The 20,786-nt window shown below is 70.2% G+C and carries 19 protein-coding genes and 1 pseudogene; 18 read left to right on the forward strand and 2 right to left on the reverse strand.

Going from position 1 to position 20,786, the window contains the following annotated elements:
* Positions 1-26 precede the first annotated feature (26 nt).
* The 15 genes and pseudogenes from rpsE (at position 27) to truA (ending at position 10,263) form a co-directional block, all read left to right on the forward strand.
* Positions 27-641: a 30S ribosomal protein S5 gene (gene rpsE, locus KIF24_RS03440; protein ID WP_221082721.1), complete on the forward strand. Its 615-nt coding sequence runs from the start codon at positions 27-29 to the stop codon at positions 639-641.
* Complete coding sequence (gene rpmD / locus KIF24_RS03445) at positions 641-823, forward strand: 50S ribosomal protein L30 (RefSeq protein WP_221082722.1); 183 nt, start codon at positions 641-643, stop codon at positions 821-823. The genes rpsE and rpmD overlap by 1 nt, the downstream gene beginning before the upstream one ends.
* A complete protein-coding gene (gene rplO / locus KIF24_RS03450) occupies positions 823-1,266 on the forward strand; it encodes a 50S ribosomal protein L15 (RefSeq protein WP_221082723.1) in 444 nt (147 codons plus the stop codon). The genes rpmD and rplO overlap by 1 nt, the downstream gene beginning before the upstream one ends.
* A gap of 233 nt (positions 1,267-1,499) precedes the next feature.
* Entirely contained in the window at positions 1,500-2,822 is a 1,323-nt protein-coding gene (secY, locus tag KIF24_RS03455; RefSeq protein ID WP_221082724.1) for a preprotein translocase subunit SecY, read from the forward strand.
* Positions 2,823-3,476, forward strand: a complete 654-nt coding sequence (locus tag KIF24_RS03460; protein ID WP_221082725.1) for an adenylate kinase — start codon at positions 2,823-2,825, stop codon at positions 3,474-3,476. It abuts the gene before it with no gap.
* 88 nt (positions 3,477-3,564) lie between these two features.
* Positions 3,565-4,416, forward strand: a complete 852-nt coding sequence (gene map, locus KIF24_RS03465) for a type I methionyl aminopeptidase (RefSeq protein ID WP_221082726.1) — start codon at positions 3,565-3,567, stop codon at positions 4,414-4,416.
* Between the two features lie 106 nt (positions 4,417-4,522).
* Positions 4,523-5,034 (forward strand): annotated as a pseudogene (locus tag KIF24_RS34290) (DUF1707 SHOCT-like domain-containing protein); the annotation flags it as partial.
* Between the two features lie 360 nt (positions 5,035-5,394).
* Positions 5,395-5,616 (forward strand): translation initiation factor IF-1, encoded by a 222-nt coding sequence (infA, locus tag KIF24_RS03475; RefSeq protein ID WP_007073013.1) that lies wholly within the window; start codon positions 5,395-5,397, stop codon positions 5,614-5,616.
* Between the two features lie 91 nt (positions 5,617-5,707).
* Positions 5,708-5,821 carry a 50S ribosomal protein L36 gene (gene rpmJ / locus KIF24_RS03480; RefSeq protein WP_012184307.1) on the forward strand — a complete coding sequence of 38 codons (114 nt, stop codon included), beginning with the start codon at positions 5,708-5,710 and terminating at the stop codon, positions 5,819-5,821.
* 272 nt (positions 5,822-6,093) lie between these two features.
* Entirely contained in the window at positions 6,094-6,474 is a 381-nt protein-coding gene (rpsM, locus tag KIF24_RS03485; protein ID WP_221082727.1) for a 30S ribosomal protein S13, read from the forward strand.
* A gap of 129 nt (positions 6,475-6,603) precedes the next feature.
* Positions 6,604-7,011, forward strand: coding sequence for a 30S ribosomal protein S11 (gene rpsK / locus KIF24_RS03490; RefSeq protein WP_030329919.1), 408 nt, complete (start codon positions 6,604-6,606; stop codon positions 7,009-7,011).
* Positions 7,012-7,024: 13 nt separating this feature from the next.
* Complete coding sequence (rpsD, locus tag KIF24_RS03495) at positions 7,025-7,651, forward strand: 30S ribosomal protein S4 (protein WP_221082728.1); 627 nt, start codon at positions 7,025-7,027, stop codon at positions 7,649-7,651.
* A gap of 99 nt (positions 7,652-7,750) precedes the next feature.
* Positions 7,751-8,773, forward strand: a complete 1,023-nt coding sequence (locus tag KIF24_RS03500) for a DNA-directed RNA polymerase subunit alpha (RefSeq protein ID WP_221082729.1) — start codon at positions 7,751-7,753, stop codon at positions 8,771-8,773.
* Between the two features lie 34 nt (positions 8,774-8,807).
* On the forward strand, positions 8,808-9,365 hold the full coding sequence (gene rplQ, locus KIF24_RS03505) for a 50S ribosomal protein L17 (protein ID WP_221082730.1): 558 nt from the start codon (positions 8,808-8,810) through the stop codon (positions 9,363-9,365).
* Positions 9,366-9,432: 67 nt separating this feature from the next.
* Entirely contained in the window at positions 9,433-10,263 is an 831-nt protein-coding gene (truA, locus tag KIF24_RS03510) for a tRNA pseudouridine(38-40) synthase TruA (RefSeq protein ID WP_221082731.1), read from the forward strand.
* Positions 10,264-10,284: 21 nt separating this feature from the next.
* Here truA and KIF24_RS03515 read toward each other — a convergent pair whose 3' ends face one another.
* Entirely contained in the window at positions 10,285-11,220 is a 936-nt protein-coding gene (locus KIF24_RS03515) for a hypothetical protein (protein WP_221082732.1), read from the reverse strand.
* A 279-nt stretch (positions 11,221-11,499) separates the two neighbouring features.
* On the opposite strand from KIF24_RS03515, the gene KIF24_RS03520 reads away from it, so the two are divergent.
* From KIF24_RS03520 to KIF24_RS03530, 3 genes are read left to right on the forward strand one after another with little or no spacing between them, the layout of a single operon-like run.
* Positions 11,500-12,105 carry a class I SAM-dependent methyltransferase gene (locus KIF24_RS03520; RefSeq protein ID WP_221082733.1) on the forward strand — a complete coding sequence of 202 codons (606 nt, stop codon included), beginning with the start codon at positions 11,500-11,502 and terminating at the stop codon, positions 12,103-12,105.
* A 47-nt stretch (positions 12,106-12,152) separates the two neighbouring features.
* The gene (locus KIF24_RS03525; RefSeq protein ID WP_221082734.1) at positions 12,153-13,832 is read left to right on the forward strand and encodes an ABC-F family ATP-binding cassette domain-containing protein; all 1,680 of its coding nucleotides are present in this window, start codon (positions 12,153-12,155) and stop codon (positions 13,830-13,832) included.
* A gap of 57 nt (positions 13,833-13,889) precedes the next feature.
* On the forward strand, positions 13,890-14,840 hold the full coding sequence (locus KIF24_RS03530) for an aldo/keto reductase (RefSeq protein WP_221083155.1): 951 nt from the start codon (positions 13,890-13,892) through the stop codon (positions 14,838-14,840).
* A gap of 69 nt (positions 14,841-14,909) precedes the next feature.
* On the opposite strand, the gene KIF24_RS03535 is transcribed toward KIF24_RS03530, so the two are convergent.
* Positions 14,910-20,708, reverse strand: coding sequence for a ThuA domain-containing protein (locus KIF24_RS03535; RefSeq protein WP_331460999.1), 5,799 nt, complete (start codon positions 20,706-20,708; stop codon positions 14,910-14,912).
* Positions 20,709-20,786: the final 78 nt, after the last annotated feature.

Consider the following 20,786-nt stretch of genomic DNA (forward strand, 5'->3'; position numbering starts at 1 on the left):
GTCACGAGAGAGAAGGAAGGCTGCTGATGCCAGGTCAACAGCGCCGTGGCGGCGGGTCCGGTGGCAACGAAGGTGGTCGCCGCGACAACCGCCGTGAGGGCGGTCGCGGAAACGCGCCCGCCGAGAAGACGCCGCACCTCGAGCGGGTCGTCGCGATCAACCGCGTCGCCAAGGTCGTGAAGGGTGGTCGTCGCTTCAGCTTCACCGCCCTGGTGATCGTGGGCGACGGCGACGGCACCGTGGGTGTGGGCTACGGAAAGGCCAAGGAGGTGCCCGCGGCGATCGCCAAGGGTGTCGAGGAGGCCAAGAAGCACTTCTTCAAGGTGCCGCGGATCGGTCAGTCGATCCCGCACCCGGTGCAGGGCGAGGACGCCGCCGGGGTGGTGCTGCTCAAGCCGGCCTCCGCCGGTACGGGTGTCATCGCCGGTGGCCCGGTCCGTGCCGTGCTGGAGTGCGCGGGCATCCACGACGTGCTCTCCAAGAGTCTCGGCTCGTCGAACCCGATCAACATCGTGCACGCCACCGTGGCTGCGCTGAAGGGGCTCGAGTCCCCGGAGGCCGTTGCCGCCCGGCGAGGCCTGCCGGTGGAGGACGTGGCGCCGGCCGCGATGCTGGCGTCGCGGGCGGGGGTGGCGTCCTGATGGCACGTCTCAAGGTCACCCAGATGCGTTCCGAGATCGGGACCAAGCACAACCAGCGTGAGTCGCTGCGTTCGCTCGGTCTCAAGCGGATCAACGACGTGGTGGTCAAGGAGGACCGGCCCGAGATTCGCGGCATGATCTTCAAGGTGAGCCACCTCGTGAAGGTCGAGGAGGTCGAGTAATGACGATCAAGGTCCACCACCTGCGCCCGGCGCCGGGGGCCAAGACCGCGAAGACCCGCGTGGGTCGCGGTGAGGGCTCCAAGGGCAAGACCGCCGGCCGCGGTACCAAGGGCTCCAAGGCCCGGAAGAACATCTCGGCGGCGTTCGAGGGTGGGCAGATGCCCATCCACATGCGCCTGCCGAAGCTGAAGGGCTTCAAGAACAAGTTCAAGGTGGTCTTCCAGGTTGTCAACCTGGACCGCCTGGCCGAGCTGTTCCCCGAGGGCGGCCAGATCGGCCCGGCCGAGATGGTCGAGGCCGGCGCGGTCCGCAAGGGTCAGCCGGTGAAGGTTCTCGGCACCGGGGACCTCGGCGGTGTGACGCTCCAGGTGTCGGCGCACGCGTTCAGCGCGTCGGCCAAGGAGAAGATCTCGGCCGCCGGCGGCTCGGTCACCGAGCTGTAGGGCTGTGCGACCCGTGGTGCCCGCCAGTTGATCCCAGCTGGCGGGCGCCACGGTCTACGCCGGGCGAGTGCGCCCGGTAACATCGGATTCGGTTTATGTAGCCGGGCACATCTGCCCGGACCGGGATCGGGCTGTTAGAGTCCCTTCCCAGCCATGGATATCGGGCACCTGCCCGGCACCCACCCCGATCCGCCAGGGATGACCGGCGGCCCGCCTCGCGCAGGAGGAAGAAGTTGCTGTCCGCCTTTCTCAGTGCGTTCCGTACGCCTGACCTGCGCAAGAAGCTGCTGTTCACAGTAGGCATCGTCGCGATCTACCGGCTCGGCGCCACAGTGCCCAGCCCAGGCGTCTCGTACGGCAACGTGCAGAAGTGTCTGGAAACCATCGAGGGCTCGACCGGGGTGTTGAACCTCCTCGACCTCTTCTCCGGTGGCGCGCTGCTGCAACTGTCGATCTTCGCGCTGGGCATCATGCCCTACATCACCGCGTCGATCATCCTGCAGCTGCTGACGGTGGTCATCCCCCGGCTGGAGCAGCTCCGCAAGGAGGGCCAGGCCGGCCAGGCGAAGATCACCCAGTACACCCGCTATCTGACCCTGGGCCTGGGTGTGCTGCAGGCCTCGGCGTTCGTGGCGCTGGCCCGCTCCGGGCAGCTGTTCAACAACCAGTGCAACGAGGAGATCATCCCGACCGGCACCGGTGTGCCGGACTGGCTGACCCTGTCGATCCTGGTGATGACGATGACCGCCGGCACCGGCATGGTCATGTGGCTCGGCGAGCTGATCACCGATCGCGGTGTCGGCAACGGCATGTCCGTCCTGATCTTCACCTCGATCGCCGCCCGGCTGCCCAGCGAGGGCTGGCGGATCAAGGAGAGCCAGGGCTGGTGGAAGTTCTTCCTCGTCATCGCCCTGGTGCTGGTGGTCATCACCGCGGTCACCTTCATCGAGCAGGCGCAGCGCCGGATCCCGGTGCAGTACGCCAAGCGGATGATCGGCCGGCGGATGTACGGCGGTACCTCGACCTACATCCCGCTCAAGGTGAACCAGGCGGGTGTGATCCCGGTCATCTTCGGCTCGTCGCTGCTGTACCTGCCGCAGCTGGCGTTGCAGTTCTTCGACCAGAACGACCCGGGCAAGACCCAGGCGTGGATCCAGAACAACCTGGTCGACCCGACCAGCCCGATCTACATCGTGGTCTACTTCCTGCTGATCATCTTCTTCACGTACTTCTACGTCTCGATCACGTTCAACCCGACCGAGGTCGCGGACAACATGAAGAAGTACGGCGGCTTCGTGCCGGGCATCCGCCCCGGCAAGCCGACGGCCGACTACCTGGACTTCATCCTCAGCCGCATCACGCTGCCGGGCGCGCTGTACCTCGCGACCATCTCGATCCTGCCGAACTTCTTCTTCATCTGGCTGGACCGGCAGCAGTACCTCAACTTCCCGTTCGGCGGCACCGCTGTTCTGATCATGGTCGGTGTGGCTCTCGAAACCAGCAAGCAGATCGAGAGCCAACTGATGCAGCGGAACTACGAAGGGTTCCTGCGGTAGATGAGACTGGTTCTGGTTGGCCCGCCGGGGGCGGGCAAGGGCACACAGGCGGAGTTCATCGCCGCGCACCTCTCCGTGCCGAAGATCTCGACCGGCGACATCTTCCGGGCCAACGTGTCGCAGGGCACGCCGCTCGGTGTCGAGGCCAAGCGCTACATGGATGCCGGGAAGCTCGTGCCGGACGAGGTCACCATCAACATGGTGCGGGACCGGCTCGCCGAGCCGGACGCCGCCGAGGGCTTCCTGCTCGACGGCTTTCCCCGTACCACCCCGCAGGCCGCCGCACTGGACAAGCTCCTCGCGGACCTGGGGACGGCGCTGGACATCGTGCTGGAGTTGGTGGTCGACGACGACGAGGTGATCCGCCGGCTCTCCGGCCGGCGGACCTGTCGGGGCTGCGGCAAGATCTGGCACGTCGAGTTCGACGCGACCAACCGGGAGGGCATCTGCGACCGCTGTGGTGCCGAGTTGTTCCAGCGTGACGACGACAAGCCGGAGACCATCGCCGCCCGCCTGCGCGAGTACGCGGAGAAGACCGCGCCGCTGGTGGACTACTACGGCGCTCAGGGCAAGCTGGTCGGCATCGACGCCACCGGCCCGGTCGAGGACGTGACGGTCCGCGCGATCGACGCCCTCCGGTCCTACGGGGGCTGAATCGGGCCGGCCACCAGCCGGATAGAGTGCGAACAGCGGGGTACGCCCGGCGTATCCCGTTGTTTCGGCAACGAAAGGTAGCGCCGCCATGCGTCGTCCCCAGCTGGACATCCAGCTGAAGACCCCCGAGCAGATCGAGAAGATGCGTGCTGCGGGCCTGGTGGTCGCGGAGGCGCTGCGCCGGATGCGGGAGGCGGTGGCGCCGGGGGTGAGCACCGCCGACCTGGACGGGATCGCCGAGGCGACCATCCGCGAGGCGGGCGGGGTGCCGTCGTTCAAGGGCTACCACGGCTTCCCGGCGTCGATCTGCTCCTCGGTCAACGAGCAGGTCGTGCACGCCATCCCGGCGCCGGAGCAGGTCCTCGCCGAGGGCGATCTCATCTCGGTCGACTGCGGCGCGGTGCTCGATGGTTGGCACGGCGACGCGGCGATCACCGTCGGGGTGGGTGTGGTCGATCCGGCGCTGCTGCGGATGGCCGAGGTCGCCGAGAACGCCATGTGGGCGGGCATCGCCGCGGCCGCGCGCGGTGCGGCGAGCGGCAAGGGCCGGCTGACCGACATCTCCCACGCCGTGGAGACCGCGGTACGCAAGGCCGGGCGCTACGGCATCGTCGACGGCTACGGGGGCCACGGCATCGGTACCGAGATGCACCAGGACCCGCATGTGCTCAACCACGGGCGGCCGGGCAAGGGGCCTCGACTGGTTCCGGGGATGGCGCTGGCCATCGAGCCGATGATCACCATTGGCTCGCCGCGCACCGTGGAACTCGCCGACGGCTGGACCGTCGTCACCCGGGACGGGTCGCGGGCCGTGCACGTCGAGCACACGATGGCCCTGCTGCCGGACGGCGTGTGGGTGTTGACCGCCCCCGACGGCGGGCGGGCCCGCCTGGGTGACCTGGTCACCGCGCGCCAGCCGAGCATCTCACCCGCATCCTGACCCGCGGGCCGGGCCGCCCGGACCGGATCGGGCCATCGGCACCGCGATCGTGGCGACCCGGGAACCGGCTACCCCCGGCTGGCGGCACGGTGGCATGCTTGCCGGCATGGACGGGCAGGACGGGATGCGGGCGGCGGACTCCGACCGACAGGCCGTGGCCGAACGGCTCCGGGTCGCCCTCGACGAGGGCAGGCTGGACCTGCACGAGTACGACGAGCGGTTGCAGCGAGCCTACGCCGCCCGCACGTACGCCGAGTTGGATGCCCTGGTGGGTGACCTGCCTGCGCCGGCCGGTGCGGTGCCGGCGCCCAGGGCGGCCGGTGCGGTGCCGCCGGTGCCCGGCGACGACGGGCGGGGGTGACCGCGCGCTGGCTGGCCGAGGTCTGGGAGCCGTGGCTCAAGGTCGTCGGGATCGTCGTGGCGATCTGGGCGTTCACCTCGTTGGCCGCCGGTGACGTGCTGTACTTCTGGCCGGGCTGGGTGGCCGGCCCATGGGGTGCGGTGGTGGTGGTGCGTACCGTCACCGGCCTGGCCACCGGAGAGCCTCGACGGTGGGCGACCGACCGGGAGCGCCGCCGGCGGCAGCGGGCGGCGAAGCGGGCGCTCAAGCGGGAACGCAAGGCGGTCGCCGGGCAGCAACCCGGCGAGATCGAGGCGGCCGGTGGCGTGACCGGCCCGGCGGGCGAACCGGCCGCCGAACACGGCCCCGCCGGGCCGGAACGGCGTTCGGAGCAGGGCGGTACCGGCTGAACATCACGTTTGTCCGACTCGGCGCCGCCCGATCGCCGGTCGGTTTGGCGACGGCCTGCCTACCGGCGTAGACTTTCTGATCGGCGCACAGCGTCCACTCTGCCATGCCCACCAGCGCTTCGGTGGGTCGCGGAGCCGCGGCTGGCGCGGGCGGCTGATCTTGATCAACCCGCCCGTGTAAGGCGTTGTGAGCCGTCCGGAGTAACCGACGTCAGGACAGCGGAGGACATGCCGAAAAAAGACGGAGCCATCGAGATCGAAGGTCGGGTCATCGAGCCCCTGCCGAACGCCATGTTCCGGGTGGAGCTCGCCAACGGCCACAAGGTGCTGGCTCACATCAGTGGCAAGATGCGGCAGCACTACATCCGCATCCTGCCGGAGGATCGGGTCGTCGTCGAGCTCTCGCCGTACGACCTGACCCGCGGGCGCATCGTCTACCGCTACAAGTAAGCCTGACGGCGGCCGGGAAACGTCCTGTGTCCGTCTTCGACGTCCGGTGTCGCGCCTCGTGGCGCCGGGCCAGATGGGAAGTAAGGCAACCGTGAAGGTCAAGCCGAGCGTCAAGAGGATCTGCAACAAGTGCCGGGTGATCCGCCGGCACGGCCGGGTCATGGTCATCTGCACCGACCCGCGCCACAAGCAGCGCCAGGGCTGAGTCACTCCGGTCGACCGGGCAAGCCACGGTCGGTCGAGGTGATCCGGTCCCGCAGATCCAGACAACACATCACACATGCTCGTCCCAGCCGCGGGCGGTGCGCAGCGCGTACCTTCTCGTGGTTGACCCCCGGTCGGAGGCCGGGGCCCGCTCGGGCAGCGGCCGATCCCGGTCGTCGGCGCGTAGTCGCGCCGGAAGTGACGGGAGAAGCCGGTAGCGGGGTGGGACGGGTCCAGACCTCCGTCAGGACACCACAAGGAGTACGCCCGCACATGGCACGTCTAGCCGGCGTCGATCTCCCCCGCGAGAAGCGGTTGGAGATCGCGCTCACCTACATCTTCGGCGTGGGTCGCACCCGCGCCCTGGAGACGCTCGCTGCCACCGGCATCTCGGCGGACAAGCGGGTCCGGGACCTCACGGACGAGGAGCTGGTCCAGCTCCGTAACCACATCGAGGGCAACTACAAGGTTGAAGGCGACCTGCGCCGCGAGGTCGCCGCTGACATCCGCCGCAAGGTCGAGATCGGCTGCTACGCGGGCATCCGGCACCGCCGGGGTCTTCCCGTGCGTGGCCAGCGGACCAAGACCAATGCGCGGACCCGGAAGGGCCCGAAGCGGACGGTCGCCGGCAAGAAGAAGCCCGGCAAGAAGTAGTTCTTAAACCGGAATTCTGGTCGTTCTCCGCCGAGGTAGGCCGGGCTCCAACCGGAACCGGTGTTCACCGCATCAACGGGGCGAAGAGCCAGAACCGATCGAGAACCAAATTCAGGAGCGCACAGACTTATGCCACCGAAGGCTCGTGCCGGAGCCGCCGTAAAGAAGGTCCGGCGCAAGGAACGCAAGAACGTCGCCCACGGGCAGGCGCATATCAAGAGCACCTTCAACAACACCATCGTGTCCATCACGGACCCGACCGGTGCCGTCATCTCCTGGGCCTCCGCGGGCCAGGTGGGCTTCAAGGGCTCCCGCAAGTCGACCCCGTTCGCCGCGCAGCTGGCCGCCGAGGCCGCCGCGCGTCGGGCGATGGAGCACGGCATGCGCAAGGTCGACGTGTTCGTCAAGGGCCCCGGCTCCGGCCGGGAGACCGCCATCCGTTCGCTGCAGGCAGTCGGGCTGGAAGTCGGCCAGATCGCCGACGTCACCCCGCAACCGCACAACGGATGCCGTCCGCCCAAGCGTCGTCGGGTCTGAGAGGTAGAGAGAGATGGCTCGTTACACCGGTGCAGACTGCCGCCGTTGCCGGCGGGAGAAGATGAAGCTGTTCCTCAAGGGCAGCAAGTGCGATGGCCCGAAGTGTCCGTTCGAGTCCCGGCCGTTCCCGCCCGGGCAGCACGGTCGCGGCCGGACCAAGGAGACGGAGTACCTGCTCCAGCTCCGTGAGAAGCAGAAGGCCCGCCGCGTCTACGGCGTGCTGGAGAAGCAGTTCCGCGGTTACTACGAAGAGGCCGTAGGCAAGAAGGCCAAGACCGGTGAGGTTCTGCTCCAGATCCTCGAGTCGCGGCTGGACAACGTCGTCTACCGGGCCGGCTACGCGCACTCGCGTGACATGGCCCGCCAGCTGGTCAAGCACGGTCACTTCACGGTGAACGGCAAGAAGGTCGACATCCCGTCGTACCGCGTCAAGGAGCACGACATCATCGAGGTTCGGGGCAAGAGCAAGGAGCTGACCCCGTTCATCGTCGCGCAGGCCCAGGCGGGCTCGCGGGCGGTGCCGGCGTGGCTCGAGGCCATCCCCAGCCAGATGAAGATCCTCGTGCACTCGCTCCCGGCCCGCCAGGTGATCGACACCCAGGTCCAGGAGCAGCTGATCGTCGAGCTCTACTCCAAGTAGGGGCTCGTTGCGGTGGCCCGCCCTGGCGAGGGGTGGGCCACCGGAACAGGTTGTGTCGTGGGCGTCATATAGCGGGCGCCCCGGAAGAGAAGAGAAGACATGCTCATCAGCCAGCGACCGTCTCTTTCCGAAGAGTCGATCAACGAGACCCGTTCCCGGTTCACCATCGAGCCGCTGGAGCCGGGTTTCGGTTACACCCTGGGCAACTCGCTGCGGCGTACGCTGCTGTCGTCCATCCCGGGTGCGGCGGTCACCTCGATCAAGATCGACGGTGTGTTGCACGAGTTCACCACGATCCCCGGCGTCAAGGAGGACGTGGTCGAGCTCGTCATGAACATCAAGGAGCTGTGCGTCAGCTCCGAGCACGACGAGCCGGTCAGCATGTACCTGCGCAAGCAGGGCCCGGGCGACGTGACCGCCGGCGACATCCAGCCCCCGGCCGGTGTCTCGGTGCACAACCCGGACCTGAAGCTCGCCACCCTCAACGGCAAGGGCCGGCTCGACATGGAGCTGACCGTCGAGCGGGGTCGCGGATACGTCACGGCGGCGCAGAACAAGCAGGCCGGTGCCGAGATCGGGCGGATCCCGGTCGACTCGATCTACTCGCCGGTGCTGAAGGTGACCTACCGCGTCGAGGCGACCCGGGTCGAGCAGCGGACCGACTTCGACCGGCTGATCATCGACGTCGAGACCAAGCCGTCGATGGGCCCGCGTACCGCGTTGGCGTCGGCCGGCTCGACGCTGGTGGAGCTGTTCGGGCTGGCCCGGGAGCTGGACGAGACCGCGGAGGGCATCGACATCGGCCCGTCCCCGCAGGACGCGCAGCTGGCGGCGGACCTCGCCCTGCCCATCGAGGAGCTGGACCTCACCGTCCGCTCGTACAACTGCCTCAAGCGCGAGGGCATCAACGCCGTTGGTGAGCTCATCGGGCGTACCGAGGCCGACCTCCTCGACATCCGCAACTTCGGCCAGAAGTCGATCGACGAGGTCAAGATGAAGCTCGCCGGGATGGGTCTGGGACTGAAGGACTCGGCTCCCAACTTCGACCCGGCGAATGTCGTGGACGCCTTCGGTGAGGCCGAATACGACACCGACGACTACCGCGAGACCGAGCAGCTCTAGTCCGCGCTGCCGCCACACCTGAGGAGCACCAAGCATGCCCACGCCCACCAAGGGCCCCCGCCTCGGCGGCAGCCCCGCGCACGAGCGGCTGATGCTGGCCAACCTGGCCACTGCGCTGTTCCAGCACGGCAAGATCCAGACCACCGAGACCAAGGCTCGGCGGCTGCGTCCGCTCGCCGAGCAGCTCATCACCAAGGCCAAGCGCGGCGACCTCGCCTCGCGTCGGCGGGTGGCGGGTGTCGTCAAGGACAAGGACGTGGTCTACAGCCTGTTCGACCAGATCGCGCCGCGGTACGCCAACCGCAACGGCGGCTACACCCGGATCGTGAAGACCGGTCCGCGCAAGGGTGACGCCGCACCGATGGCGATCATCGAGCTGGTCGAGGAACTGCAGGTCGCCGAGCCCAAGGCGAACAAGAAGACCGCCGCCCGCAAGTCCGCCCAGCAGGACAAGGTCGAGGCGCTGGCCCCGACCGAGGCCCCCGCGTCGCGGCCGGCCGACCAGGACGCCGAGGCGCCCCAGTCGGCATCCGGTGACACCGCCGCTGCCCGCGAGGACAGCGACCTGGCCACCGAGGAAGGCAAGGCCTGACCCAGGCCGTCGTCGGGCCCGGCATCCCCTGGGGTGCCGGGCCCGACTCGTCACGAGGAGGCGGGACGTGGACGAGTGGACCCGGGTGCGGCTGGACGTCGCGTACGACGGCACCGGCTTCTCCGGCTGGGCCGCCCAGCCGGACCGCCGGACGGTCGCCGGGGTGCTCGTCGAGACGGTGGATCTGGTGCTCGGTGCCGGCACCGCGAGCGGGTTGACCGTCGCCGGGCGCACCGACGCGGGGGTGCACGCCACCGGGCAGGTCTGCCACCTCGACCTGCCCGCCGAGGTCTGGCGGGCGCACGAGGGCCGGCTGCTGCGCCGGCTGGCCCGGCTGCTCCCGGCGGACGTGCGGATCCGGGCGATGCGCGCGGTGCCGGCCACCTTCGACGCCCGGTTCTCGGCCACCTTCCGCCGCTACGAATACCGGGTGACCGATGCCGCGTGGGGCGCCGACCCGCTGCGCCGGCACGAGATCCTTGCCTGGCCCCGCGCCCTCGAACTCGGCCGGCTCGCCGCCGCGGCGGCCGGTCTGGTGGGGGAGCACGACTTCGCCGCGTACTGCCGGCGCAAGGAGAACGCGACCACCTTGCGGGAGGTGACCCGGCTGGACTGGCATCGGGACACCGACGGCATCCTGGTCGCCACCGTGCAGGCCGACGCATTCTGCCAGGCGATGGTGCGCAGCCTGGTCGGCGCCATGCTCGTCGCGGGGGACGGTCGGCGGCCGGTCCAGTGGCCGGCCGGCCTGCTCACCCGACGCGAGCGGTCCAGCGAGGTGACCGTGGCGCCGGCGCACGGGCTGACCCTGGTGGCGGTCGGCTATCCGGACGACCCGGCCGAGTACGCCCGCCGGGCCGAGACGACCCGACGGCTGCGGGTGCCGGCCGAGAGCTGAGCGCGGGACCTGCCGCTGGGATCAGTCCTCGGTGGACTCGCCCTGATCGCCGGTGCCCTCGGTGGGCGTCTCGGTCGGCTGGTTGGTCGTGCCGCCGTCCGCCCGCCGCTGCAACACGCCCTGGTTGAGGTGTAGCTCCAGCATGTCGAAGAGGATCTCGCGGACGCCGGTGTCGCCGGAACGGATCGTCGCGCCGTCGGCGCGGGCGACCACCGCGTAGGCGACGTAGTGGCCGCGTACCTGCCAGCCGACCCGGGCGGGTGCGGTGGCGACGACCTCGCTACCGTCACCCGCCGACATGCCCCGGAAGCGGCCCTGCCGCTCGTCGAGCAACTGGCGGATCCGGTCGCGGGCCCGCTCGGCGCTGGACCGGTCGGTCAGGTTGAACAGACCCGTGGTGACCAGGTGGTCGCCGTCCGGTGTGCGGAGGGTGGCCCGGACCACCTGGTTACAGCCCAGCCGTACGAGCAGGTCCGCCACCTCTCCGGTCGCGGCCACCGCGCAACTTGCACTGGAGTGGGTGCGCAGCACCTCGTATCCGGTCTGGCCGTCGCCGACCACGAGGGTGGTGTCGGGAAAGAGCTCACGTGCGGTCAGCGGCGCCTGGTCGGTGTCCCGGGAGTCCAGATCGCTCGCCTCGGCGGCGGCGTCCCGGGTGGTTTCCGGTGCGGCGCTGGGGGCGGCCCGCTGCCCGATCAGTTGCCGGCCGTCGAGCAGGGCGGCGGCGGTGAGGCCGCAGAGGGCGAGCAGCACCAGCACGGCGGCGCTGCCGATCAGCACCTGCCAGGCCCGGCCACCGCGACGCGGTGGCGGTGCGGTGGCCACGGTGACCGGATCCGGTGCGGTCGCCGCCTCGCCGGCCGGGTCGTCCGGTGCGGTCGGTGCCGCGACGTAGCGTGGTGGTTCCTGCGGCGGCGCGGGGACGGCATCGGCCGGTGGTGCCGACGAGCCCAGCACGATCTGGTTCGGACGGGCCAGCGAGGGGGCGGGGAAGCGCGACGGGGACGGCCCGGCGGGGGCGGTGGGCCGGGACGGGGCAACTCGCCCGCCGGCTCGTCCTCCCGGTCCTGGATGTATGCGTCCTCATCGGAGTCGTACCGATACACCATGTTGTCCAGAGTAGGGGTACTTATCACCTTTAGTAGGTAATTTCGAAGAAAGGCCGTGCGGGATGTGTCGGACCAGCGGGAAGCCCGTGCCTCCGCCCTGCTCCGGCCCGATGCGAGAATGGCCGGCGTGACCGGGGACCACTACTTCACCGCCGAGCCGAACGCTGCCGCCCAGGCGCGCGAGGTGCAGTTCAGCGTCGCCGGCCGTGACTACACGCTGGCCTCCGCCGCCGGGGTCTTCTCGGCCACCCGCCTCGACCCGGGCACCGCCGTGCTGCTGCGCAAGGCCGACCTGCCCGACCGCGCCACCACCGGCCCCCTGCTCGACCTCGGTTGCGGCTTCGGCCCGATCGCCTGCGTCCTCGCCACCGTCGCGCCCGCGGCCCCGGTCTGGGCGGTGGACGTCAACGAGCGAGCCCGGGGACTGGCCGCCGCGAACGCGGCCCGGCTCGGCGTCAGCGGCCGGGTGCACGTGGCGACCCCCGAGGAGGTGCCCGCCGACCTCGGGTTCGCCCAGATCTGGTCCAACCCGCCGATCCGCGTCGGCAAGGACGAACTGCACCGGATGCTGCTGCGCTGGCTGCCCCGACTGGCCGCCGGGGGGGTGGCCTGGCTGGTGGTGGGCCGTCACCTCGGTGGCGACTCGTTGCAGCGCTGGCTGGTCGAACAGGGCTGGCAGGTCGGGCGGCACGCCAGCCAGAAGGGCTTCCGGGTGCTCCGGATCACCCGCTGAGGCGGTAATCGGTTGGCTGGCCGGCCCGGCTCGGGCAGGATGCCGGCGTGGGATACGTGGACGTGGCGGCCGTGGGACATACCCTGCCGGACGGGCGGCAACTCTTCGCCGAGGTGTCGTTCCGGGTCGGCGAGGGCGCCAAGGTCGCGCTGGTCGGACCGAACGGCGCCGGCAAGACGACACTGCTGCGGATGGTCGCGGGGGACCTGCCGGTGCGCACCGGCGCGATCGCGCGTACCGGTGGGTTGGGCGTGATGCGCCAGTTCATCGGCATGATCGGTGACGAGTCGACGCTGGCCGACCTGGCCCTGTCGCTCGGCCCGCCGGCGCTGCGCGACGCCGGTCGCCGGTTGGCCGACACCGAGGCGGCCATGCGGGCGGCGGAGCTGCGCGGCAAGTACAGCACCGCGGCCGGCAAGGCACAGCTGGCGTACGCGGACGCGCTGGCCGCCTGGGGCGAGACCGGCGGGTACGACGCCGAGGTGCTCTTCGACACCGTCGCCACCATCGTCCTCGACCTGCCCTGGGACACCGCCCGGCACCGCCCGGTCCGCACCCTCTCCGGTGGACAGCAGAAACGCTTCGCGCTCGAACTGCTGCTGCGCGGTCCCGACGAGGTGCTGCTGCTCGACGAGCCGGACAACTTCCTCGACGTGCCCGGCAAGCGCTGGCTGGAGGCGCGGCTGCGGGAATCGATCAAATCGGTGCTCTACGTGTCGCACGACCGGGAGTTGCTGGCACACACGGCCGACCGGGTCGTCGCGGTGGAAGGTGGCAGCGCGTGGGTGCATCCGGGCGGCTTCGACAGCTGGCACGAGGCGCGGGTGTCCCGGCACGACCGCCTCGACGAGCAGCGCAAGCGGTGGGACGAGGAACATCAGAAGCTGCGTGAGCTGATGCTGATGTACAAGCAGAAGGCGGCGTACAACTCCGGGATGGCGTCGCGTTACCAGGCGGCGCAGACCCGGCTGCGCAAGTTCGAGGAGGCCGGGCCGCCGCCCGTACCGCCGAAGGATCAGGACATCCGGATGCGGCTGGCCGGCGGGCGGACCGGCAAGCGTGCCCTGGTCTGCGAGCAGGTGGCGCTCGACGGCCTGACCTACCCGTTCGACCTGGAGGTGTGGTTCGGCGACCGGGTGGCCGTGCTCGGCGCCAACGGCACCGGCAAGTCCCACTTCCTGCGCCTGCTGGCCCGGGGCGGGACGGATCCGGACCCGGCGAGCGGGCCGGTCGACTCGGCGGCGGCGCTCGCCCCGGTGGTGCACGACGGGGTGGCGCGGCTCGGAGCGCGGGTGCGGCCCGGCCACTTCTCCCAGACCCACGACCGGCCGGAGCTGATGGCGAAGACACTTGTCGAGATCCTCTGGCGGGGTGACGAACACCGGGCCGGGATGGACCGGCACGCCGCGATGGCCGCGCTGAGCCGCTACGAGCTGGCCGGGCAGGGCGACCAGCGGTTCGGCACCCTATCCGGCGGGCAGCAGGCCCGCTTCCTGGTGCTGTTGCTGGAACTGTCCGGGGCGACCATGCTGTTGCTCGACGAGCCGACCGACAACCTCGACCTGGCCTCGGCCGAGGCACTGGAGGCCGGGCTCTCGGCGTTCTCCGGGACGGTGGTGGCGGTGACCCACGACCGCTGGTTCACCCGCACCTTCGACCGGTTCCTGCTGTTCCGCGGCGACGGCGAGGTGGTGGAGACACCCGAGCCGGTGTGGGACGTCGCCTGATCGACGGCGAGTGGGCGGACCACGGTCGGGGCGACATATGGTGATCTCGTGACTGAGATGACCTATCGCCGGCTGGGCGACTCCGGGCTCGTGGTGTCCGTCGTCGGGATCGGCTGCAACAACTTCGGCCGCAAGCTCGACCCGGACGGCACCCGCGCGGTGGTCGACGCGTCCCTCGACGTCGGGATCAACTTCTTCGACACCGCCGACATCTACGGCGAGCCCCACGGTGCGTCGGAGGCGCAGCTCGGCGCGGCCCTCAAGGGACGCCGGGACGACGTGGTGGTGGCGACCAAGTTCGGCATGTCGATGAGCGGTGGCAACGGACCGGACTTCGGGGTGCGCGGCTCGCGACGGTACGTGATCCGGGCGGTCGAGGCGTCACTGCGTCGGCTGGACACCGACTACATCGACCTGTACCAGTTCCACGAGCCCGACCCGGGCACCCCGATCGACGAGACGCTGTCCGCGCTGGACGACCTGGTCCGTGCCGGCAAGGTGCGCTACCTGGGCAACTCCAACTTCGCCGGCTGGCAGGTCGCCGACGCCGACTGGACGGCCAGGACCCGGGGGCTGACCCGGTTCGTCAGCGCGCAGAACCACTACAGCCTGCTCAACCGGGACGCCGAGATCGAGGTGCTGCCCGCCTGCGAGCGGTTCGGTCTCGGCATGCTGCCGTTCTTCCCGCTGGCCAACGGGCTGCTCACCGGCAAGTACCGGCGCGGCGAGGCCCCGCCCGCGGGCAGCCGACTCGCCGGTGGCGGCCGGTACGCCCAACGCCTGGCCGCCGCCGACTGGGACACCATCGAGGGCATCGGGGCGTACGCCGCCGAGCGGGGCGTGTCGATGCTGCACGTGGCCATCGGCGGGTTGGCCGCCCAGCCGGCGGTCACCTCGGTCATCGCCGGAGCCACCACGCCCGAGCAGGTGCGCGCCAACGCCGAGGCCGGCGCCTGGCAGCCCACCGACGAGGACCTCAGGGCCCTGCGCGTGGTGCTCGAACGGTAGCCGTCGACGAACAGGGGCCCCGCCCGGCTGCTGCCGGACGGGGCCCGAGTGTTCACCCGTGACGGTCGCTCAGAGGCGACGACCCGGGGCGAGCCGGGTTGGATCGCCACCGAGCCGGCCGGCGCCGGCGACCGATTCGCCGTCGTTGGCCCGCACGCCCGCCTTGGTGGCCGCGCCACCGAGCCGGACGATCATCGAGTCGGCGTCGCGGATCAGCACGTCCCGGATCTCCGCCTCACCGATCAGCGACGCGTCGCCGGCCAGGGTGCGGAACGCGGTGAGCTGGTTGATCGCCCGCTTGTCCTTACCGGCCGCCTCCGCCGTACGGGCCTTGTCGAGCCGCTTGGACAACTTGTTGTACGCCTTGTTCGTGAGCCGCCCCGTCGCCTTGAACCGGTCCAGCAGGTTCTGCATGTCCCGGAACGAGGTGGTGACGAAGAACCGGACCGTCGTGGAGGTGTCGTTGCCCGCCTTGTCGGTCGCGGTGACGGTCAGTTCGTGCAGGCCCAGCGGCAGCTCGTACATCGCCTGGAGGGTCCCGCTGGCGTACGGCCGGTCGTTGAGCTGACCGACCACGCTCGCGATGCCGGAGGTCGGGTCGACCGCCTGCCAGGACACCCGGACGTCCTGGCTGTCACCGTAGAGCTGACCGTCGGCGAGGCCGGAGACCAGCAGGGTCGGCTTGGTGCCGTCGATGCGCACCACCGCCGACTTCAGCGTCTCGGCGTTGCTCGCGGTGTCGGTGGCCCGGTAGAGCAGCTCGTGGTCCCCGTCACCGCTGATCTCGACCGGCTCGGTGTACGGCGTCCAGTCGCCGCCGTCGAGCGACCACTCCAGCAGCTTCACCCCGGAACCGTCGTCGGTCGAGGTGAGCACCACCGGAATGGTGCCGTCGTGCCACCCCTCGTCGTTCGCGGGTGCGAACGACGCGGTGCTGACCGGGCCGGTGGCGTCGATCTTGACGGCGACCGTCTTCGTCTCCTCCACGTTGCCGGCCTCGTCGACGGAACGGAACCGCAGCTCGTGATCGCCGTCTCCGGCCACCGCCACCGGTTCGGTGTAGGCGGTCCAGTCGGTGGCGTCGTCGAGCTGGTACTCGGTGCGGGCCACCCCGCTGCCGTCGTCGTCGGCGGTCAGCGTGACCGTCGCCGGCCCGGTCAGCCAGCCCTCGACCGGCGTGCCGGAGACCTCGGCGGCGGTGACCGGCGCGGTGTCGTCGACCGTTCCGGTGTCGAGCCGGAAGTAGTCGAACGACACCGACTTCGAGGCGGTCTGGTTGGCACCGAGGGTGAACAGGCCCACCTTCGGCGTCGCACCGACCGCCGTGTTGGTCAGCTCGGTCAGCGCCGTCCAGGTCGTCCCGTCCGCCGAGTACGACGCGGTGAAGGTGTCGCCGCTGCGGGCCAGCCGCAGGTGCCACACCGATTCGGTCAGGCTCTCCGCACCGGGCTGCGGGTCCTGCACCGCCCCGCCGATCTCGCTGCGGAACTCGATCCGCCGCGACACCGCCTCGCCGGCCTGGTTGTCCACGATGAAGTCGAACTTCAGGTAGTTGTCGTCGTCGCCGTGCACGATCAGGCCGGCCTGCTGGTACTGCTCGTCCAGCAGGCTGCCGTCGACCTTCGTCTCCAGGGTCCAGTCGCCGCTCGGCGCGGTCTGGAGGATGAAGTTCGTCGGGTCGGAGTTGTCGGCGCCGTAGATGTCGCCGTTCGGCACGTCGATCTGCAGCGACCCGTCGCTGACCCGGTAGCCGTTGGGGTCCTCGCGGAGGATCGCGTCCCACCGGCACTTGTCCAGCGCGTCACCGGTGAACTCGTCCGACGGCTCCACCGGCCCGGACGGCGCGTCCGGCGCCACCTGGAACCAGTCGAACGCCGCCTCGACCACCGGCGCCTCGGTGCCGCCGTTGAGGGCGAACACGCCGATTTGCGGGTTCTCGATGCCGTCCAGTGCGGCCGACCGGCCGACCGGGGTGAAGGTCTGGCCGTCGCCCGACATCGCGGCGGTCAGGTTCGTCCCGTCACTGATCACCCGCAGGTAGATGGTGTCACCCACTGGTGCGTCGGCGCTGTCGGTACCCTCGTTGCGAGGCGTACCGGCGGTCTCCCGGATGAACTCCACCCGCCGGCTGCCGTTGTACAGCAGGTCCAGCTTGGCGTAGTTCTCGTCGTCGCCGTAGACCAGCAGGCCAGCCTGCTGGTAGTTGGCCGTCACCGGGAGCGTGACCTTGGTGGTCGCCTGCCAGGCTCCCGACGGCGCCGGCTGGAGCACCAGGTTCGTGGCGTCGTTGCGGGTGCCGTACAGGTCACCGACCCCGGTGGGCAGGCGCAGCGCCCCGTCGGAGACCGACAGGAGCTGGTCCTCCCGCACCACGCTCCACCGTTCCCGGTCGAGGGTGTCGCCGCCGAAGTCGTCCGACCGCGTCCCGAAGCAGGACGTGTTCGGCGCGTCGACGCGCACCGGCACGGCGGCGTACGAACTCGCGCCCCGGCTGTCGGTCACCGTCAGGGTGGCGGTGAAGTTGCCGGGCGTGGTGTAGGTGTGTTCGGCCAACAGCGTGTCCGCCGTGGCACCGTCACCGAAGTCCCACCCGTACGTCAGCGGGGTGTCGCCCTCGGGGTCGGTGGCCGTGCCGGCGAACGCGACGGTGACCGGCGCGATACCGGTGACCGGCGTGGCGGTGGCGGTGACCACCGGCGGTGCGTTGTCGGTGACGCCCTTGCCGATGAAGTCCGCCCAGTTGACGTTGAACAGCGATCCCGCGCCGCCGGTCGGGTCCTGCGCCACGAAGTAGAGCGAGCCGCTCGCGGCGCCGGTCACCGGTGCGGTGACGTCGGTGTACGTCTGCCAGTCGCCGGTGCCCGGCACGGTCGCCGAGGCGACCACCGGACCGTCGACCGCGCCGGCGCGGACCTCGATCACGCCGCCCTCGACCGCCGAGGCGGCCCGGATCCGGATCTCGTCGATCTCGGTCAGGTCGGCCGGGTCGACCGACCACCAGTCGCCGTCCTCGATGAAGCCGATGTTCTGGCCACCACCGGCGGTGTCACTTGTGGTCTCCGTCTGCACCCCGGCGTCGCCGCCGCCGGTGCTGCCCGGCGCCCGACCGGTCTCGCTGAAGTACTCGGCCTGCTTGCGCTTGGGCTGAAGGATCTCGATGACCCGGCCGGTCAGCGGGTTGGCCCCGCCGGCCCCACCCTGGTCGGTGTAGGTGGCCTCGAAGACGGTGAACACGTCCGCCTCGGCGCCGTGCCCGGCGGCGAGCTGGGTCTGCACCGTGCCGGTGCAGCCGGTGTGCTGCTCCAGCGGGTGGGCGTGCTCGTCGTGCCCGAGGAGGACCTGGAGCTGGACGTCGTCGCAGTCGATCTCCCCGTCCTCCGGGTCGGTCACCGCGATGGTGTACCGGACTTGGTCGCCCCAGTCGAAGAAGCCGCCGTCCGGCGGGAACTCGATGGTCACGGTCGGGGCGGTGTTGCCCACCGTGACCGGGACGTTCGCCACCGCCGTACGACCCTTCGGGTTGGTGACGGTGAGCTGGGCGGTGTAGTTGCCCGCCGAGGTGTACGTGTGGCTGGGGTTCGCCTCGGTGGACGTCTCACCGTCGCCGAACGCCCAGGCGAAGGTCAACGCGCCGCCGTCCGGGTCGCGGGATCCGGCGCTGGAGAAGGCCACGGTCAGCGGGGCCGCCCCGGAGGTCGGCTCCGCGCTGGCCACGGCGATCGGCGCCCGGTCACCGGCGGTGTAGTCGATCCGGTAGACGCCGGAGTTGTCGTTGTTGCCGCCGAAGCCGCTGCCCCACTCGATCAGGTACATCGCGCCGTCGGGACCGAACTCGAAGTCCATCGGGCGGATGAAGGTCATCCCGGTGAGCAACTGGTTGATGTCGACCAGTTCCTGGCCGTCCGCGGTGACCTGCATCGCGTACATCTTCGACTGGTTCCACTCACCGAGGAGCGCCTTGCCGTCGTAGTACGCCGGCCACTTGCGGTCCGAGTCGAGGTCGGCGTCGTAGCGGTAGACCGGGCCGCCCATCGGTGCGCCGCCACCACCGATCTCCGGGTACCGCGGGTCACCGCCGTAGCCGTAGTCGACGGTCGCCGGGATGGCCGGCGGGAGGTTGGTCAGGCCGGTGTTGTTGGGTGAGTCGTTCACCACGGCGGCGCAGTCGAACTTCGCTCCGCTCGGGCCGGAGGGGAACTGGTAGTCGTTGTACGCCTCGTTCGTCCCGGTGCAGTACGGCCAGCCGTAGTTGCCGGGCTCGGCGACGATGTTCCACTCCACCAGACCCTCGGGGCCCCGGTTCGGGTTGTCCGAGGAGGCGTCCGGCCCGTAGTCGGCGACGTAGAGGGTGTCGCTGCCCGGGTCGATGCCGATCCGGAACGGGTTCCGGAAGCCCATCGCGAAGATCTCCGGACGGGTCTGCGCCGTCCCCGGCGGGAACAGGTTGCCCTCCGGGATGGTGTACGTCCCGTCGTCCTCCGGGTGGATCCGGATCACCTTGCCGCGCAGGTCGTTGGTGTTGCCCGAGGTGCGCTGCGCGTCGTAGTCGGCGCGGCCGGGACGCTCGTCGATCGGGGTGTAGGCGTCCGACGAGAACGGGTTGGTGTTGTCGCCGGTGGCCAGGTAGAGGTTGCCGGCCGAGTCGAAGGTCATCGTGCCGCCGGCGTGGCAGCAGGTGTTGCGCTGGGTGTCGACCTGGAGCACGACCTGCTCGGTGGCCGCGTCGATCGAGTCGCCGCTCACCGTGAACCGGGACAGCACGTTGCGCGCCACCCCGTCGTTCGGTGCGTAGTAGAGGTACACCCAGTTGTTGGTGGCGAAGTCCGGGTCGAGGCGGATGCCGATCAGGCCGTCCTCGTTGCCGGTGAAGACGTCGAGGTCGATGGCGGTGATCGTGCTGTCGGTGTCGGGCTTGACGATCTGCACCCGGCCGTCGCGCTCGATGTAGAAGACCCGCCCGTCGGGGGCGATGTCCAGCTCCATCGGGTTGCTGGTGTTGCTGTCCAGCGTCACCTTCTCGAAGCTCTCGGTCAACGAGGCGCCGCAGTCGGCGCCCACGACACCGGCCGCGGTCTGGATGCCGCCGAGCAGGTGGGCGAGGAACTCGGGCTCGGCGAACGACTCGTTGGTGTGGCCGCCGCCCGTGTACCAGGCCCGGCCGCCGTCGTGGTCCTGGCACCAGGCAATCGGGTGGTCGTGACCCATGGCGCCGGACCCGGGGGAGTAGCTGGTCTCGTCGAGGGTGGCCAGCACGTGCACGTCGCCGCGCGGGTTGGCCCGGAAGTTGTACCACTCGTCGAACCGGGACCAGCGTTCCGGCAGCTCCGCGGTGGACGGGTGGGCAGGATCCTCCACCTTGACCGTGGCCTGCTGGTTGGCGGGGTGGTTGTTGAAGTACGCGCCCACCAGTTCGCCGTACCAGGGCCAGTCGTACTCGGTGTCGGAGGCGGCGTGGATGCCGGCGTAACCGCCGCCGGCCTGGATGTAGCGCTCGAACGCCGCCTGCTGCTCGTTGTTGAGCACGTCACCGGTGGTGGAGAGCCAGATGACCGCCTGGTAGTTGGCGAGGTTGGCGTCGGTGAAGTCAGCGCTGTCCTCGGTGGCGTCGACGGTGAAGCCCTGCTCCACGCCGAGCTGTTGGATGGCGGCGATACCGGTGGGGATCGAACCGTGCCGGAAGCCGGCGGTCTTGGAGAAGACCAGGACCGAGAACGGCTCGGCCGCGGCCTCCGGGGCCGCCTGCGCGACCGGGGCGGTCCGGGTGGTGGTGGCCTGCGCGGCGGGGGCTCCGAAGAGGGTGGTCGCGGCGAGGCCGAGGGAGAGGAAGGTGGCGGTCAGGGACATGCGGGCACGACGGGGTGGGGACACTCCGGTCTCCTTTGTCCTTGCTGGACGTGGGTCGCGGGGGTCGGCTCGCCGAAGGACCGTCCCGGATGGAGCCGAGCC

The organism is Micromonospora tarapacensis, from assembly GCF_019697375.1.
In the GTDB taxonomy this organism is placed as follows: Bacteria; Actinomycetota; Actinomycetes; order Mycobacteriales; family Micromonosporaceae; genus Micromonospora; species Micromonospora tarapacensis.

Coding starts and splice junctions, on each gene's coding strand:
- rpsE (WP_221082721.1), top strand. CDS start 27: ATGCCAGGTCAACAGCGCCGTGGCGGCGGGTCCGGTGGCAACGAAGGT.
- rpmD (WP_221082722.1), top strand. CDS start 641: ATGGCACGTCTCAAGGTCACCCAGATGCGTTCCGAGATCGGGACCAAG.
- rplO (WP_221082723.1), top strand. CDS start 823: ATGACGATCAAGGTCCACCACCTGCGCCCGGCGCCGGGGGCCAAGACC.
- KIF24_RS03460 (WP_221082725.1), top strand. CDS start 2,823: ATGAGACTGGTTCTGGTTGGCCCGCCGGGGGCGGGCAAGGGCACACAG.
- map (WP_221082726.1), top strand. CDS start 3,565: ATGCGTCGTCCCCAGCTGGACATCCAGCTGAAGACCCCCGAGCAGATC.
- infA (WP_007073013.1), top strand. CDS start 5,395: ATGCCGAAAAAAGACGGAGCCATCGAGATCGAAGGTCGGGTCATCGAG.
- rpsM (WP_221082727.1), top strand. CDS start 6,094: ATGGCACGTCTAGCCGGCGTCGATCTCCCCCGCGAGAAGCGGTTGGAG.
- rpsK (WP_030329919.1), top strand. CDS start 6,604: ATGCCACCGAAGGCTCGTGCCGGAGCCGCCGTAAAGAAGGTCCGGCGC.
- rpsD (WP_221082728.1), top strand. CDS start 7,025: ATGGCTCGTTACACCGGTGCAGACTGCCGCCGTTGCCGGCGGGAGAAG.
- KIF24_RS03500 (WP_221082729.1), top strand. CDS start 7,751: ATGCTCATCAGCCAGCGACCGTCTCTTTCCGAAGAGTCGATCAACGAG.
- rplQ (WP_221082730.1), top strand. CDS start 8,808: ATGCCCACGCCCACCAAGGGCCCCCGCCTCGGCGGCAGCCCCGCGCAC.
- KIF24_RS03530 (WP_221083155.1), top strand. CDS start 13,890: ATGACCTATCGCCGGCTGGGCGACTCCGGGCTCGTGGTGTCCGTCGTC.